This window comes from Pseudochelatococcus contaminans, assembly GCF_014195635.1.
GTDB classification, from domain to species: Bacteria; Pseudomonadota; Alphaproteobacteria; order Rhizobiales; family Beijerinckiaceae; genus Pseudochelatococcus; species Pseudochelatococcus contaminans.
On sequence record NZ_JACICC010000001.1, the window covers coordinates 644,267 to 660,115 of the forward strand.

11 protein-coding genes and 1 tRNA gene are annotated in these 15,849 nt (G+C 63.0%); 10 read left to right on the forward strand and 2 right to left on the reverse strand.

Annotated elements, in window-relative coordinates; all coding sequences use genetic code 11:
* Window positions 1–120 precede the first annotated feature (120 nt).
* From fabI to FHS81_RS02765, 3 genes are all read left to right on the forward strand, one after another.
* Window positions 121–951: an enoyl-ACP reductase FabI gene (gene fabI, locus FHS81_RS02755; RefSeq protein WP_183750478.1), complete on the forward strand. Its 831-nt coding sequence runs from the start codon at window positions 121–123 to the stop codon at window positions 949–951.
* Between the two features lie 3 nt (window positions 952–954).
* Window positions 955–1,548, forward strand: a complete 594-nt coding sequence (locus FHS81_RS02760; RefSeq protein WP_183750479.1) for a histidine phosphatase family protein — start codon at window positions 955–957, stop codon at window positions 1,546–1,548.
* Window positions 1,549–1,624: 76 nt separating this feature from the next.
* Window positions 1,625–2,398, forward strand: coding sequence for a 2-keto-4-pentenoate hydratase (locus FHS81_RS02765; RefSeq protein WP_183750480.1), 774 nt, complete (start codon window positions 1,625–1,627; stop codon window positions 2,396–2,398).
* 140 nt (window positions 2,399–2,538) lie between these two features.
* On the opposite strand, the gene FHS81_RS02770 is transcribed toward FHS81_RS02765, so the two are convergent.
* A tRNA-Ile gene (locus tag FHS81_RS02770) sits at window positions 2,539–2,614 on the reverse strand.
* A 334-nt stretch (window positions 2,615–2,948) separates the two neighbouring features.
* On the opposite strand from FHS81_RS02770, the gene FHS81_RS02775 reads away from it, so the two are divergent.
* From FHS81_RS02775 to FHS81_RS02795, 5 genes are all read left to right on the forward strand, one after another.
* Complete coding sequence (locus FHS81_RS02775) at window positions 2,949–4,478, forward strand: ABC transporter ATP-binding protein (RefSeq protein WP_183750481.1); 1,530 nt, start codon at window positions 2,949–2,951, stop codon at window positions 4,476–4,478.
* Window positions 4,468–5,550, forward strand: coding sequence for an ABC transporter permease (locus FHS81_RS02780; protein ID WP_183750482.1), 1,083 nt, complete (start codon window positions 4,468–4,470; stop codon window positions 5,548–5,550). Before FHS81_RS02775 ends, FHS81_RS02780 begins: the two co-directional genes overlap by 11 nt.
* Window positions 5,550–6,470 carry an ABC transporter permease gene (locus FHS81_RS02785; RefSeq protein ID WP_210281525.1) on the forward strand — a complete coding sequence of 307 codons (921 nt, stop codon included), beginning with the start codon at window positions 5,550–5,552 and terminating at the stop codon, window positions 6,468–6,470. The genes FHS81_RS02780 and FHS81_RS02785 overlap by 1 nt, the downstream gene beginning before the upstream one ends.
* 92 nt (window positions 6,471–6,562) lie before the next feature.
* Window positions 6,563–7,675, forward strand: coding sequence for a BMP family ABC transporter substrate-binding protein (locus FHS81_RS02790; RefSeq protein ID WP_183750484.1), 1,113 nt, complete (start codon window positions 6,563–6,565; stop codon window positions 7,673–7,675).
* A gap of 112 nt (window positions 7,676–7,787) precedes the next feature.
* The gene (locus tag FHS81_RS02795; protein WP_183750485.1) at window positions 7,788–11,273 is read left to right on the forward strand and encodes a hybrid sensor histidine kinase/response regulator; all 3,486 of its coding nucleotides are present in this window, start codon (window positions 7,788–7,790) and stop codon (window positions 11,271–11,273) included.
* Window positions 11,274–11,322: 49 nt separating this feature from the next.
* Here the strand turns inward: FHS81_RS02795 and FHS81_RS02800 are convergent, their stop codons facing one another.
* Window positions 11,323–12,834 carry an MFS transporter gene (locus tag FHS81_RS02800; protein ID WP_183750486.1) on the reverse strand — a complete coding sequence of 504 codons (1,512 nt, stop codon included), beginning with the start codon at window positions 12,832–12,834 and terminating at the stop codon, window positions 11,323–11,325.
* Between the two features lie 474 nt (window positions 12,835–13,308).
* On the opposite strand from FHS81_RS02800, the gene FHS81_RS02805 reads away from it, so the two are divergent.
* Window positions 13,309–14,856, forward strand: coding sequence for an ABC transporter substrate-binding protein (locus FHS81_RS02805; protein WP_183750487.1), 1,548 nt, complete (start codon window positions 13,309–13,311; stop codon window positions 14,854–14,856).
* An 11-nt stretch (window positions 14,857–14,867) separates the two neighbouring features.
* A complete protein-coding gene (locus tag FHS81_RS02810; RefSeq protein ID WP_183750488.1) occupies window positions 14,868–15,830 on the forward strand; it encodes an ABC transporter permease in 963 nt (320 codons plus the stop codon).
* Window positions 15,831–15,849 lie beyond the last annotated feature (19 nt).

The following is a 15,849-nucleotide window of genomic DNA, read 5'->3' on the forward strand; positions in this document are numbered from 1 at the left end:
TTCAGGCTGATTTTCAGACATCGGGCGTTTTTTCGCCCGTTGCCCCCAGCGGCGGGCTCGGGTATTAAGTGGCTTTCATGGACGGGTTGGTCCCAATTTTGAAAAGAGAAAATTGACGTCATGGCAGAGATTTTCGCGACGCCCGGGCCGCTTCTGGCTGGCAAGCGCGGCCTTATTCTTGGGCTGGCGAACAACCGCTCCATCGCCTGGGGAATCGCCCGGGCAGCGCGCGCGCACGGAGCCGAGGTTGCTTTCACCTATCAGGGGGATGCCCTCAAGAAACGGGTCGAGCCTTTGGCTGCGGAAATCGGGGGGCATGTCGTTGGTCATTGCGACGTGACCGATGCCGCCAGCATCGACGCGGTTTTCGCCGAGGTGGAGAAGCTGTGGGGCGGGCTGGACTTTCTCGTTCACGCCGTCGCCTTCTCCGACAAGGACGAGTTGACCGGCCGTTATATCGACACGACCGAAGGCAATTTCACGCGTTCGCTGCTGATCTCGTGCTATTCGCTCACCGCCGTCGCGCAGCGCGCGGAAAAGCTGATGACGAACGGTGGGTCGATTCTCACCATGACGTACTACGGCGCTGAAAAGTGGATGCCGCATTACAACGTGATGGGTGTCGCCAAGGCCGCGCTGGAAGCCAGCGTGCGTTATCTTGCGGCGGATCTTGGTCCGCAGAACATTCGCGTCAACGCCATTTCGGCCGGGCCGATCAAGACGCTTGCGGCTTCCGGCATCGGCGATTTCCGCTATATTCTGCGCTGGAACGAGTATAATTCGCCGCTGCGTCGCACGGTTACGCCGGAAGACGTTGGTGATTCCGGCGTTTATCTTCTGTCGGACCTTTCGCGCGGCGTCACCGGCGAAGTGCACCATGTCGATGCTGGTTATCATGTCGTTGGCATGAAGAACCCTACCGCGCCCGATATCGTGTTAGGCAAGGAGTAATCCGTGACACGCCCCACTATCTATTTCGTCCGCCACGGCGAGACGGACTGGAACGCCGAAGCCCGCTTGCAGGGTGAGCGGGATGTGCCGCTTAACGCCGTCGGGCGCAAGCAGGCCGAGCAGGTGGGGCATCATCTTCGCAAGCTGCGTCCGGATTTCGGCACGCTCGACTATGTGTCGAGCCCCCTCACGCGCACGCGTGAGACGATGGGTCTGCTGCGCGGCGTGCTCGGTCTTCCCGACGACGATTCCGTTGTGTTCGAGCCGCGGTTGCGTGAAATTGCCTTTGGTATCTGGGAAGGCAAAACTTGGCCGGAAATTCGCGTCGCCAATGCCGCGATGGTGCGCGAGCGGGATGCCGACCGCTGGAATTTTGCTCCGCCGGAAGGGGAGAGCTACGCTGGCGCGGCGCGGCGTGTCGAGCAGTTTCTGGACACGCTTGAGCGGGATACCGTGATCGTGGCGCATGGCGGCATTGCGCGCGTAATGCTAGCGCTACTGGCAGGTCATTCGGGACAATCGGTCGTTCAACTGCCGATCTGGCAGGGCCGCGTCCTCGTTTTTGCCGATAACCGTCACCGCTGGTTTCCAGCCTGACAGACAGTCGGCGGCGCTTCCCGGCAAGGCGGCCGATCAGCGAATCATCGGTTCGCGCACGACGGAGCAGGTTTTCATGACAAACCATAATTCTGAAGAGCGTATCGAAGCGGCTGCCGAGCGGCTTCTGTCCCCACGCAACGGCGGCCCCCGCATTGTCGATTTGCCTGAGAATCTGCGCCCCACGACATGGAAGGCGGCCTACGCCATTCAGGATGCGCTGATTTCCCGCCTTGGCCCCGTCGTTGGCTGGAAAGTCGGTGCGAGGGATGCCGCGGCAGAGCCGTTCAGGGCGGCATTGACGGCGCAAACGGTTCTGCTGTCGCCAGCCAATGTGCCGCACGCGGGACATGCTGTCGTAGGTGTCGAGGCCGAGACCGTCTACCGTTTCGACAAGGCCCTGCCGCCGCGCGAACGCCCTTATACGGAAGAGGAAGTTCTGTCGGCTGTCGGCTCCGTCCATGCGGCGATTGAGCTTGTCGACACGCACTTTGCCGTGTGGAAGGGCGCGGGCCAGTTGAGCCAGATCGCGGATCAGTTCAACCATGCCGCACTCATTGTCGGTTCCGGCAGAGAGACTGGCCTTTCGGTGGATGCATCGCACCAGCCGGTCAAACTCCTCGTCAATGGCGAGGTTGTGCTGGACCAGCGCGGCGGCAATGCCGCCGGTCCCTCCGCGCGTTTGCTGGCGTGGTTGGCAAATGGCGGTGCAACAAGCCTCGGCGGAATCCGCGAGGGCGCCTACGTCACAACAGGCTCATGGACCGGAATCACGTTTGTCGGTCCGCGCACGCGGGTTGAAGTGTCGTTCGAAGGGATCGGCTCGGTCGCCGTCGACATCGGCGCATAAGTTTAGACAGACGGCCGGTCTCGATCAGGCACGCTTCCGCGATACTCTGAGATCGGCCTCGCCAGACGTGATTCGGCACGTGATCCCGACTGTTTTGATGGGGCCACTGCCGAATTGATGATGTAACACGTTGAAATGATTGGTGGGCCAGGAGGGACTCGAACCCCCAACCAGACCGTTATGAGCGGTCGGCTCTAACCATTGAGCTACTGGCCCGCAATGCATGCGCGCGATACGGCGCAGGCGCGGCGACGGTGCGGATCATGTCGCCAATGCGGTGGAACTTCTGTCACAATGTGTGGCGGCATGCAAGTCAGGTGGCAAGTCAAGACGGAGACGCACTGTCGAAGTGTGTTGAAAAGCGCCGTAACCAGCCTGACACAATGGCATTATCCACTTTCATGAGTCTGTTTTCCACCTTTTTCATGGTATGAAGAGGCTGAGTTATCTGTCCGATGAAGAAAACGTCAGTGGTGGCCGTCAATTGTGACGATGTCAGCGCGGCGTTTTTTCCGTTCACAGTCTTTGTATGATGGAGCCCGCCGCCGTTATGCCTGCCGAGACACCGCGCCTGTCGCTCGACGGCATTACCCGGCGGTTCGGAGCGGTTATCGCGAACGACTCTGTGTCGTTCGCCATCGCCCCCGGTGAAATTCATGCGCTGCTGGGCGAAAACGGCGCCGGCAAAAGCACGCTCGTCAAAATCATCTATGGCCTGTTGAAACCCGATGCCGGCACCATGCGGTGGGATGGCAAGCTGGTCGCGCCCAGCGATCCCCGTGCGGCGCGTAAGCTGGGCATCGGCATGGTGTTCCAGCACTTTTCGCTGTTCGACGCTTTCACGGTTGCCGAAAATATTGCGCTAGGGCTCGATGATGCTCCCGACCGGAGAGAGCTTTCGGAGCGTATTGCCTCCGTCTCGACCGGCTATGGTCTGCCGCTTGATCCTGACCGCCTCGTGGGCAGCTTGTCCATGGGGGAGCGGCAGCGGGTGGAGATCGTCCGCTGCCTGCTGCAAAATCCCGAGCTTCTCGTGATGGATGAGCCGACATCCGTGCTGACGCCGCAGGAGGCGGAAACGCTTTTTGCGACCCTGCGCAGGCTGGCGGGCGAGGGCTGTTCCATTCTCTATATCAGCCACAAGCTTGAGGAAATCCGGGCGCTGTGCAGCCGGGCGACTGTGCTGCGCGCAGGGCAGGTGGTCGGCACTTGCGATCCGGCGGCGGAGACGGCGAAGTCGTTGGCGGAAATGATGATCGGTTCGGAGTTCGATGCCCCGCGACGCCAACTCGTCACCACCTCCGAGGATATTCGCCTGACGGTGAAGGGACTGAATCGTCCAGCCGGTGGGGCATTCGGTGTTGCCCTGGCCGATATCGGTTTTTCGGTCAATGCTGGCGAAATTTTCGGCATCGCCGGTGTCGCCGGTAATGGTCAGGATGAACTTGTGGAGGCGCTGGCCGGCGAATGGCGTGCGCCGGTGGCGGATAGCATCGTTGTCGATGGACATCCGGTCGGGCGTCTGAATGCGGAAGCGCGGCGCGGGCGGGGGCTGTTTACGCTGCCGGAGGAGCGAAACGGTCACGCGGCGGTGCCTTCCATGACGCTTGCGTTCAACACCTTGCTGACCGCGCGCCGCCGCGCAGGCTTGCTGTGGAACGGCATCGTGCGTCGTGGCAACGTTCGCCGGTTCGCGCAGGAGATCGTGCGCGCGTTCGACGTGCGCACTTTCGGCGTCGACGTGCCGGCTACAAGTCTGTCGGGCGGCAATCTGCAAAAATTCATTGTTGGCCGGGAGGTGCTGCAAAACCCTTCCGTGTTCGTCGTGGCGCAGCCAACCTGGGGCGTCGATGCCGGGGCTGCGGCGGCGATCCATGCCGCGTTGGCGGGGCTGGCGCGGGGCGGGGCGGCAATCGTCGTGGTATCGCAGGATCTCGATGAGCTGATGTCACTGACCGATCGCATCGCCGTCATCAGCAATGGCAGGTTATCGCGCTCGCTGGAAACCGCGCGCGCAACGGTGGAGGAGATCGGGCTGCTCATGGGCGGAGCCGGGGGAGGCGCGCGGAATGCCGCTTAGGATTGATCGCAGGCCGGACAGCACGGCTATCCGCGTTGCTGCACCGCTGCTCGCGGTGCTTCTGACTGTCGGCACCGGGTTCCTGCTGTTCATGGCGCTCGGCCTCAACCCCGCCGATACGCTATATCAGTTTCTGATCGCGCCCTTGCTGACATTTTACAGCCTGACGGAACTCGGGGTCAAAGCCGCGCCGCTGGCGCTGATCGCTTGCGGGCTGGCGGTGGGGTTTCGCGCCAATGTATGGAATATCGGTGCGGAAGGGCAACTCACCATCGGCGCCATCGCTGCGGGCGGCGTGGCGCTGGCGTTCTGGAACGAGATCGGTTGGTGGATTTTGCCGCTGATGCTGCTGGCTTCGATTCTGGGCGGCATGGCGTGGGCGTCGATTCCAGCGTTTCTCAAAACGCGGTTCGGGGTGAACGAAATCCTCACCAGCCTGATGCTGACATATATCGCGCTGCTCATCCTCCAGATGCTCGTTTTCGGCCCGTGGAAAGATCCGGACGGGTTTAATTTTCCGCAGACACGCCTTTTCTCGGATGCCGCGCTGCTGCCGGTGTTGCAGGAGGGTTCGCGGCTGCACCCCGGCGCGATTGTCGCGGTGCTTGTGGCTTTGGTGGCGTGGTTCGTGATGGCGCGTACCGTGATCGGCTTTCAGATCGGCATCGTCGGCGATGCGCCGCGCGCGGCACGCTATGCCGGGTTCGACGCGCGGCGCACCACGTGGCTGGCATTTCTCGTTGGCGGCGGTGCGGCCGGGTTGGCGGGCGCATTCGAGGTCGCCGGGCCGATCGGTCAGCTCGTGCCGACGCTGACGCCGGGCTACGGCTTCACGGCGATCATCGTGGCGTTTCTGGGCCGCTTGAACCCGCTTGGCATCGTCGCCGCGGCGCTGCTGATGGCGCTGACATATATCGGCGGCGAGAATGCGCAAATCGTTTCGGGCTTGCCGCAGGCGGCTACGGGCGTGTTCCAGGGCATGCTGTTGTTTTATCTGCTGGCGGCGGACGGGCTTTTGCGCCTGCGCATCCGCCGTGTTCCCGCAACGAACGGCAAGGCGGTGACGCCATGATGGAACTGGCCGTGCCGATCATCGTCGCTATCATCAGCGCTGCGACGCCTCTGCTTTTGGCGGCGAGCGGAGAACTGGTGGTGGAGCGCGCCGGTGTGCTCAACCTCGGCATCGAGGGTATGATGCTGATGGGCGCGATGGCAGGCTTTGCGGTGACGCTGCTGACGGGTTCGCATATCGCCGGGCTGGCCGCCGCCGCCGCTGCCGGTATGGCGATGGCGCTGGTTTTTGCGTTTCTCACGCTGACGCTGTCCGCGAACCAGGTGGCCTCGGGGCTGGCGTTGACGATTTTCGGCATCGGCCTGTCGGCGCTGATCGGCTCGGCTTATGTCGGCCAGCCGGTCGCCGCGCTGCCGAAGCTGGATGTTGCGGGGCTGAGTGACTTGCCCGTTATCGGGCCGCTGCTGTTCCGGCATGATTTTCTGATCTATTTTTCAATCGCGATGGTGCCGGTGCTCTGGTGGTATCTCAATCGCACGCGGGCCGGTTTGCGGCTGCGTGCGGTGGGAGAATCCGCCGAGGCGGCGCATGCGCTGGGGCATCCGGTCATCGCCATCCGCTACGGCGCGTGCCTGTTCGGCGGCCTCATGGCGGGCCTTGGAGGCGCGTTCCTGTCGCTGTCGTACACGCCGATGTGGGCCGAATCGATGACGGCCGGGCGGGGCTGGATCGCGCTGGCGCTGGTGGTTTTCGCTGCGTGGCGGCCGTGGCGGTTGTTGGTGGGCGCCTATCTTTTCGGCGGCGTGGGTATTTTCCAGCTGCACGCGCAAGGGGCGTGGGGGCTGCCGTCCGAACTGTTCTCGATGCTGCCCTATGTCGCCACTATTCTGGTGCTGACGGTGATCTCGGCAGGCGCTGCACGCAGCCGCACTTTCGGCGCGCCGGCGGCGCTAGGCCGGCCATTCCGCCCGTCCGGCTGACGGCGGCATTGTTTTAAAACGCCATGTTGTTTTAAAACGTCTCGAAAAGTTCTACACACTATGACGCTCGGCAACTTCCGAGGGGGATACAGATGTCGTCCAGCAAGATTATCGTTCCTGAGGTTTCAACGCGTGGCATATCGCGCCGGTCGCTGCTGATCGGTGCGGGCGCAGCCGCGCTGGTGCTCGCCAGCGGCAGCATGGCTTTTGCCCAAGACCCGTTGAAGATCGGCTTCGTTTATGTCGGCCCCATCGGCGACCATGGCTATAGCTATTCGCACGATCAGGCGCGGCAGGCCGTCGAGAAGGAGTTCGGCGACCGCGTGAAGGTGACGTTCGTCGAGAACGTCAAGGAAGGGCCGGACTCCGAACGCGTCATCCGCCAGCTTGCGAGCGAGGGCAATGAGCTCATTTTCGCGACCTCGTTCGGTTTCATGCAGCCGACCATCCGTGTCGCGCGTCAGTTTCCCAAGGCCAAGTTCGAGCATGCCACAGGCTATATGAAGGCGCCGAACGTTGGCATCTATAATGGCCGTTTCCATGAGGGGCGCGCCGTGCACGGCACCGTGGCGGGGCATATGTCCAAGTCCGGCGTCATCGGCTATGTGGCCTCGTTCCCCATTCCCGAAGTGATCATGGGCATCAACGCCTTCACGCTGGCGGCACAGAAGGTGAACCCCGATATCAAGGTCAAGGTGATCTGGCTCAACACCTGGTACGATCCGGGCAAGGAAGCCGACGCCGCCAAGGCGCTGATCGATGGCGGGGCGGATGTCATCGTGCAGCACGTCGACAGCCCGGCAGCGATGCAGGTCGCCGAATCGCGTGGGGCCTATGCTTTCGGGCAGGCATCGGACATGAGCCGCTTCGCGCCGAATGCCCACCTCTCCGCCATCGTGTATGACTGGGGGCCGTATTACATCGAGCGCGTCAACAAGGTTCTTGATGGCACCTGGGAGCCGGAGGACAAGTGGTGGGGGCTGAAGGAAGGCCTGATCCAGATCTCCCCCTATAACGACAAGGTGCCGGAGGATGTGCAGCAGGCTGCCGACGCCGTGAAGAACGGCATCATCGACGGTTCGCTGCATCCGTTCACCGGGCCGATCAAGGATCAGAAGGGCGTGGAGCGCGTGCCCGCCGGTGAGACCATCAGCGATGCCGACCTGCTCAAGATCGACTGGCTGGTGGAAGGCGTGCAGAGCTGATACGTTTTCTGATTGAATAAAGCCGTTCAATCGGAAAAAATCGCTCAAAAGATCAGGATCGGGCCGCCCTCGGGAGTTGAGTGCGGCCCGGTTGCGTAGCGGGGGAGCTGCGTTGGCCGGGTGGGTCGTCGTTGTCGTAGCGCTGGTTTACCTGTGCGGCCTGTTTGCGGTGGCGCATCTCGGCGACACGTTCGGCCGGCGGCTGATCGGCGGCGGCGCGCGGGCCAGCATTTATGCCGTGGCGCTGGCGGTCTATTGCACGTCATGGACGTTCTTCGGCTCTGTCGGCCTCGCGGGCACGTCGGGGCTGGATTTTCTCACCGTTTATATCGGCCCGATCCTGCTGCTGGGGATCGGGTTCCGCTTTGTGATCCGCATTGCGGAGGTTGCCAAAGCGCAGAACATCACCTCCATCGCGGACTTTCTCGCCGCACGCTATGGTAAGAACGACCGCGTTGCCGTGCTGGTGACCGTGATCGCCGCGATCGGCGTCATTCCCTATATCGCGTTGCAGCTCAAGGCGGTGTCGTCATCGCTGACGGTGTTTTTTGAGGCCGCACCCGAGACGATGCTGCTGTCGCCGGCATCGCTTGGCGTCGATCTGGCCTTCGTTGTTGCGGGCGTGCTGGCCATCTTCGCGGTCGCCTTCGGGACGCGGCACGTTGACGCCACAGAGCATCAGGACGGGCTGGTGCTGGCAATCGCGCTGGAATCGCTGGTCAAGCTGATCGCGTTTCTGGTGGTGGGCATCTTCGTCACCTACATCATGTTCGACGGTGTCAGCGATATTCTGGAGCGCGCGGCGGCGGCTTATCCGGCGTCCGATATGCAGCAGAGAACATCCGGTACGGTCACGTTCCTGACGCTGACGCTGTTGTCGCTGGGCATGGCGATGCTGCTGCCGCGCCAGTTCCACATGATGATCGTCGAAAACCGCGAGATTTCGGACGTGCGCCGGGCCGCGTGGATGTTCCCGCTCTATCTGGTGGCGATCAATCTTTTCGTGCTGCCGCTGGCGCTGGCAGGGCAGGCGGCTTTTTCCCCCGGCGAGATCGACCCCGATATGACCGTGCTGGCGTTGCCGCTGGCTGCGGGGGCATATCCGGTGGCGCTGATTGCCTTCGTCGGCGGCCTGTCGGCGGCGACTGCCATGGTGATCGTCGACTCGGTCGCGCTGGCGATCATGATATCGAACGATCTCATCATCCCGTTCATCCTGCGCCGGCGCGCCAGAATGAACACGCATAACACCGGCGATCTGAGCGGCTTCGTGCTGCTGGTGCGGCGCGGTTCCATCGTCTGCGTCATCCTGCTCGCCTACGTCTATTACCGGGTGTCCGGCGATGCCGCGCTGGCCTCAATCGGCTTTCTGTCGTTCGCGGCGATAGCCCAGCTCGGGCCGGCTTTTGTCGGCGGGTTTTTGTGGCGGCGTGGAACCGCGCTCGGCGCCAGCGCCGGGCTGATCGCCGGCTTCGCAACGTGGGCCTACACGCTTCTGCTGCCCAGCCTTGCCAGCGGCGACGAAGCATGGACATCGCTGGTGGAGCAGGGGCCTTTCGCGGTTGAGGCGCTGCGGCCAACGGCTTTGTTCGGCACCCATTTGCCGGAGCTGACACACGGCGTTTTGTGGAGCCTCGCGATCAATCTTGCGGCCTATATCGTGTTCTCGCTGCTGCGGCCGGAGACGGCGCTGGAGCGATTGCAGGCCAATGCGTTCATCGGCGCGGACGGTACGCCGCCCGGCGGCTCGCAGATATTCTGGCTGCGCAGTTCGCCCGTATCGGTTGAGGATCTGCGCGCCGCGGTGGCGCGTTATCTGGGCGAGGAGCGCACGGCGCGCGCGTTCGACAGCTTCACCGCCCAGCGCGGCGGGCCGACATCCGGCGACGCGGATATTCATCAATTACGCTATGCGGAACACCTGCTGGCCTCGGCCATCGGCGCATCGTCGTCGCGGCTGGTGCTGTCGCTGCTGCTGCGCGGGCGCAACCTGTCCACGCACGAGGCGCTGCGGCTGCTCGACGATGCGTCGGCGACCATCCAGTACAATCGCGACATCCTTCAGCACGGCCTCGACCATGCCCGGCAGGGCATCACCATTCTCGACCGGGATCTGCGCCTGATCGGCTGGAACCGGGCCTTTCGCGATCTTTACGACCTGCCTGCCGATCTGGTGCGCTTCGGCATCGGGATTGATGAAATCCTGCGCTACAATGCCGGGCGCGGATCTTACGGCTCCGGCGCTACGGACGATCTGGTCACCGCGCGCCTTTCCAGCCTCGTCAGCGATCTGGAGCCGGTGCGCCTCAAGCTGATGCCGACAAACCGCGTCATCGAGGTGCGCTCCAACCACCTGCCTGATGGCGGGTTGGTGACAACCTATACCGATATTACCGACACCGTGGCGGCGGAAGAGGCGTTGGAGCAGCGCGTGCGCGAGCGAACCGAGGAACTGACGCAACTCAACGTCGCGCTTACGCGGGCCAAGGCCGAGGCCGATGAGGCCAATGCCTCCAAGACGCGGTTCCTCGCCGCTGCCAGCCACGACATTCTCCAGCCGCTCAATGCGGCGCGGCTTTACGCCACCTCTCTCATCGAGCGTGACCGCAAGGCGGGCGACCCGTTACTGGCGGAAAATGTCGAGGCATCACTGGATGCGGTTGAGGAAATCCTGACGGCTTTGCTCGATATTTCGCGCCTCGATAGCGGGGCGATGCAGACGGAGATTTCCAGCCTTCGCATCGATGATTTGCTGAAGCAGTTGCAGCGGGAGTTCGACCCCGCCGCGCGGGAAAAAGGCATCCGGCTGAAAGTCGTTGCGCCGGCGCTAACGGTGCGTTCGGATCGGCGCTTGCTGCGGCGCATGTTGCAGAACCTTGTCTCGAACGCCATCAAATACACGGCCGAGGGCAAGGTGTTGGTGGGGGCGCGTCAGCGCGGCGATACCGTCAGCATCGAGGTGTGGGACACGGGCCAGGGCATCCCTCACGCCCAGCAGCATCTGGTTTTTCGGGAGTTCCATCGTCTTCAGCAGGGGGCGAAAGTGGCGCGTGGACTTGGGCTGGGGCTGTCCATCGTGGAGCGTTCCAGCCGCGTGCTGGGGCATCCCGTCACCCTGCGGTCCGAACCGGGCCGGGGCACAGTGTTCACCGTGACGGTGCCGCTGGCCTCGCCAGTCGCGCCCGAACCGCCAGCGCTCTCCGCGCCCGTGCCGCTCATCGGGCTGGATGGATTGCGCATTCTTGCCATCGATAACGAGCCGGCGATCATCGCCGGTATGCAGCAATTGCTCGGCGGGTGGGGGTGCACCGTTATGGTGGCGGATGGGGCGGCATCGGCGCTTGACATGTTGAACCAAGCGGAAGCCAGGCCCGATGTGATCATCGCCGATTATCATCTGGACGAGGGCGACGGCCTTGGGGCGATTGCAATGCTGCGGGAGAGGCTGGGGCATGACCGGCCAGCGATTCTGCTCACGGCGGACCGCTCTCCTGCCGTGCGCCAGCAGGCCGAAGCGGTGGGCGTCCACGTCCTCAACAAGCCGCTGAAACCAGCGGCACTGCGCGCGTTACTGACCCGGTGGCGGGCGACAGGCTGATTGATGGCTGGAGTGTGGAGCTGCTCTGGCGCTCTCCACGTCCGCGCAATCAGTGTGCTGCGTCGTCGACCGGGCGATACTGCCGCAACGCAAGGAAGACGTAGACCGCAAGCAGGGCAATCAGCACTGCGGCGGTCAGGAGCACTGTGGCATGGGCGGAGGAAAAGGCTGATTGCGCTGCCGTAATCAATGCCTGCTTGCCTTCCTCGCCAAGCTTTTCAGCAGCGATGAACGTCTCGCCGATCGAGTGACTGGCGCTCTCTGCCAGCGCGCCGTCCAATCCTTCCGGCAAGCGGATTGTCGAACTGTAGATGGACGATAGCAGCACGCCGAAAATCGTGATCCCGAGGCCCGCGCCAAGTTCGTAGCCTGTGGCTTCCAGCGCGCCGGCGGCGCCTGCCTTGTTACCGGCCACGCTGCTCATGATGGCCACGGAGGAGGCGGTCAGGCCGACGCTCAGCGCGACGCCCAGTGCCGCCAGATAGGCGATCACCATGAAGCCAGCGTCGTGGAAATCGCTCGATCCCAGCCCTGCAAGGCAGATTGCCGACACGAACAGGGACGCCGATGCGACCAGCCGTAACCCGAACCTGTCCACGATGACGCCGGCGAATGGCCCTCCGAAAAGGGAGCCCAGCATCAGCGGCAACATGAACAGCGCCGCCTGAAGCGGTGTCCGGCCGATGGCGTATTGCAACTCCTGAGCGATGGTGAGTTCGACGCCCGCCAACGCCCCCGCAACCACGAGCGCCATGACAAGGCCCGCCGTGATTGCGGGATTGGCGAAAAGCGCCAGGTCGAGCATTGGCGTGGGCGCTGTGAGCTGTTGGCGAACGAACAATGCGAGCAAGGCCACGCCGAGCAACAGCGCCAGCACCACCGGCAGGGAAAGTCCGCCCGCGCCAAAACCGCTTTTGATGGCGTAGACGATGGCGATGATGCCGACGATCAACAGCAGCGCCTGGCCGATGGTCCAATGTCCCTCGGCAACCGTTTTCCGGTTGGGCAGCGCGATCATGACCACGGGGAAGATGGCGAGCATCACCGGCACGTTGATGAGGAACACAGACCCCCACCAGAAATGCTCCAGCAAGGCCCCGCCGACCAGCGGGCCGATGGCCGCACCGGCGGAGGCGACCGTTCCCCACAGGCCAAGAGCGAGGGGCAGTTCCCGTGATCCGCCGAAGGTCTGCCGGATGATGGCGAGCACGGACGGCATGATCATCGCCGCGCCCACAGCCTGCGCCGCGCGCGATGCGATCAGCGCGGCTGCGGTTGGAGAAAATGCCGCCGCCACGGAGGCAAAGCCGAAGACAACCAGGCCGATCAGCAGAATGCGCCGGTGTCCGACCCTGTCCGCCAGGGTGCCCATGGGCACGAGAAGCCCGGCCATCAGCAGGGAATAGGTGTCGATGATCCAGAGGACTTCAGTTCCCGACGCTTCCAGCGCAATGGAGAGCGTCGGCACGGCGATATGCAGGATCGTCATATCGATGACGATGGGCAGGCTGGCCAGCATCACCGCCGCCAGTATGATCCAGCGGTTGATGGTTGTGGACATCGACGAACCTCAATTTTCTCTGTCCTCACAGCCGCGGCAGGATGCAGCCGAACGATGAAGATGAACGCGTTCCGCAAAACCGCGAACATGGCCGTGGCCGGATTGCGTCCTGCGAGATTGCGTCCTGTATGGCCTATCTTTCGATTTGTCGATAGGTCAGGAAAACCGAGAATCGTCCCGTGCCGGAACTCTTTATCCGCTGGGCCGCCACGCCTGCGCGCGGGAGAATAGTCAGCGCCTGCGCTCTCAATTGGCGGGGATCGATCCCGACGCTGGCATCGATTTCCAGATGCCGAGGCAGTCCAACTCGCCTGGCATCCGTCAACGCGACAGGACAGAAGCCGATCTCCTTATTCAAAAAATGTAATGATTCCAATTTTTTGGCAGGCGTTAATCGTGCTGGACAAGTGAAAGACGCTCCGTTATTGAAACAATATAACATTTCAATATCTCTTTCAGATCAGGATTCAGGCGATGTTCGGCAAGGCCGCTTCCATTTTATCCGTGTCCGTCGGGGCGCTCGTTATCGCGCTCGGTGTGTCGGGTCCAGTGCGCGCAGCTTCCGGCGCGGAAGTGTTTAATGTCGTGGCCCCGTTTGAGGTCAAGAGCATGGAGCCTTCCACGTCCGGCGATGTATTTCTGAGGACAGGCGTTGCTGAAACGCTGGTCGACGTGGATGAAAACGGCAAGCCGCTGCCGGCGCTGGCTGAGCGATGGGAAGTGTCAGACGATGGCAAGGTGTGGCGATTCTTCGTGCTGCCCGGTGTGGTGTTTCACGATGGATCGAATCTGACGGCGGAAAGCATCACCCACGCGCTTAACGTGGCGCTTGCACGTTCGGGCGGATTGCTGGCGAAGGCTCCCATCGAGAGCATCGCGCCGGAAGGTGAGACGGTCGTCGTCACCCTCAAGCAACCCTTCGCGCCGCTGCTTGCCTTCCTCGCCCACAACACCACGCAGATCCTGGCTCCTGCCTCTTATGCAGCGGATGATACGGTTGTGAAAGTGATCGGCACCGGGCCGTTCAGCCTTGGGGCTTTCGAGCCGCCGTTGAAGTTCTCGGTCGAGCGTTTCGATGGTTATTGGGGCGAGAAACCGGCGATTGCCAAGGCCAACTATCTGGCTGCCGGACGAGGCGAGACCCGCGCCTTGCTGGCGGAGAGCGGCGATGCGGATTATGTGCTGAACCTCGATCCCGCCAGCCGCGTGCGGCTTGAGAAGGGCGACAAGGTTGATGTGCTGTCCATCGCGATTCCCCGCACGGTGCTGCTCAAGGTCAATGCAGGGCATCCGGCTCTTAAAGATGTCGCCACACGTCAGGCGCTGAGTGCGGCCATTGATCGTGAGGGTATTGCCACGGCCATTCTGCGCCTGCCGGACGCGGGCGCTACACAGCTTTTCCCGCCCAGCGTCGGCACGTGGCACAACAAGAGCATCGCACCGCTGGCCTATGATATCGACAAGGCAAAGGCGCTGCTGGCGGAGGCGGGATGGACGCCCGGCAACGATGGCGTTCTGGAGCGGGACGGCACGCGTTTCGCCGTGACGTTGACGACCTATCCGGACAGGCCCGAGCTGCCGTTGATCGCGGCCGCGCTGCAGGAGCAGCTTCGCGAGGTCGGCATTGCCGCCACCATTAACTCCACCAACTCAAGTGAGATACCGGCCAAGCATCAGGACGGCACGCTGGAACTGGGCCTTGTCGCACGCAACTTCGCGCTGGTGCCTGACCCGATTGGAACCATTCTTCAGGACTATCCGCCCCAGGGCGGCGACTGGGGGGCGCTCAACTGGTCCAATGCCGAATTCAACGCGGCTATCGACGCCCTGTCCCGCACCGCCGATGCCAGCGAGGGTCAGGTGCTGCGCGACAAGGCCGTGAGCATCCTGCAAGCGGAACTGCCCGTGATTCCGGTGGCCTGGTATCAGCAGACGGCGGCGGTGTCGAAGAAGGTGGAGGGCGCACGCCTCGATCCGTTCGAGCGCAGCTTCGGTCTCGCGAAGGTGCGCAAGGCTCCGTGAACGGTCACACCATGAGCAATCATTTCATCCCTCCGGTCGTCCGGACCGTTATTCTGCCCCGTTTGGCGCAGGCTGTCATGGTGGCGCTGCTTGTCGGCGTTCTCACCTTCATTCTGGTGCGCTCGCTCCCCGGCGACATGGCTTATCGCATTGCCGCAGGGCGCTATGGCTATGACATGGTGGACACGGCGGCTGCCGACGCGGTGCGGCGGGAGCTTGGCCTCGAACAGCCGGCGCTTACCGCGCTCGGCAGTTGGCTGTGGGATATTCTGCGGCTCGATTTCGGCAACTCGCTGATCTCCGGTGCGCCGGTTATCAAGGAGATCGTGCACCAGTTCGGCGCCACGGTCGAGTTGTCGCTCGCTGCCGTGCTGCTGTCGCTGCTCATCGGGCCGCCGCTTGGCGTGCTGGCCGGATTGCGGCCGGGCGGATGGCTGGATCGTGTGCTGCTGGTCGTGTCCAGCGGCCTGCGCTCGCTGCCGGCATTCGTCCTCGGTTTGCTGCTCATCATCCTGCTGGCGCGCGAGTTTGGCTGGTTTCCTGCGGCGGGCCACGGCAGCGCGAGCAATCTTGCGCTGCCGGCGCTCACGCTGGCGCTGGGCCTTGCGGCTGTATCGGCGCGGGTGGCGCGCGATGCCATGCTCGGCGTCGCGCAATCGCCCTATTATGCCTTCGGGCGGACCAAGGGTCTGTCCGAGCGGCAGGTGTTTGCGCGCCACGGCATGCGCAACGTGGCGGTGCCCATCGTGACGTATCTCGGTGTGCAATTCGTCTATCTGATCGAGGGCGTCGTCGTCGTGGAATCGCTCTTTGCATGGCCGGGAATCGGCCATGCGCTGGTGCATGCGATCTTCGCTCGCGATGTGCCGATGATTCAGGGCACGGCGCTCGTCATGGGCCTCATGTTCGTGGTGCTGAACACGGGCGTCGATCTCGCCTGCCGCTGGCTCGATCCGCGCGTGGCGCGGGCCTGATTTTCCGGAGACTGACTTT

What these genes read in the sequence shown, in the direction of transcription:
- fabI (WP_183750478.1), top strand. Translation starts at nt 121, where the DNA reads ATGGCAGAGATTTTCGCGACGCCCGGGCCGCTTCTGGCTGGCAAGCGC.
- FHS81_RS02765 (WP_183750480.1), top strand. Translation starts at nt 1,625, where the DNA reads ATGACAAACCATAATTCTGAAGAGCGTATCGAAGCGGCTGCCGAGCGG.
- FHS81_RS02775 (WP_183750481.1), top strand. Translation starts at nt 2,949, where the DNA reads ATGCCTGCCGAGACACCGCGCCTGTCGCTCGACGGCATTACCCGGCGG.
- FHS81_RS02780 (WP_183750482.1), top strand. Translation starts at nt 4,468, where the DNA reads ATGCCGCTTAGGATTGATCGCAGGCCGGACAGCACGGCTATCCGCGTT.
- FHS81_RS02785 (WP_210281525.1), top strand. Translation starts at nt 5,550, where the DNA reads ATGGAACTGGCCGTGCCGATCATCGTCGCTATCATCAGCGCTGCGACG.
- FHS81_RS02790 (WP_183750484.1), top strand. Translation starts at nt 6,563, where the DNA reads ATGTCGTCCAGCAAGATTATCGTTCCTGAGGTTTCAACGCGTGGCATA.
- FHS81_RS02800 (WP_183750486.1), bottom strand. Translation starts at nt 12,834, where the DNA reads ATGTCCACAACCATCAACCGCTGGATCATACTGGCGGCGGTGATGCTG.
- FHS81_RS02805 (WP_183750487.1), top strand. Translation starts at nt 13,309, where the DNA reads ATGTTCGGCAAGGCCGCTTCCATTTTATCCGTGTCCGTCGGGGCGCTC.
- FHS81_RS02810 (WP_183750488.1), top strand. Translation starts at nt 14,868, where the DNA reads ATGAGCAATCATTTCATCCCTCCGGTCGTCCGGACCGTTATTCTGCCC.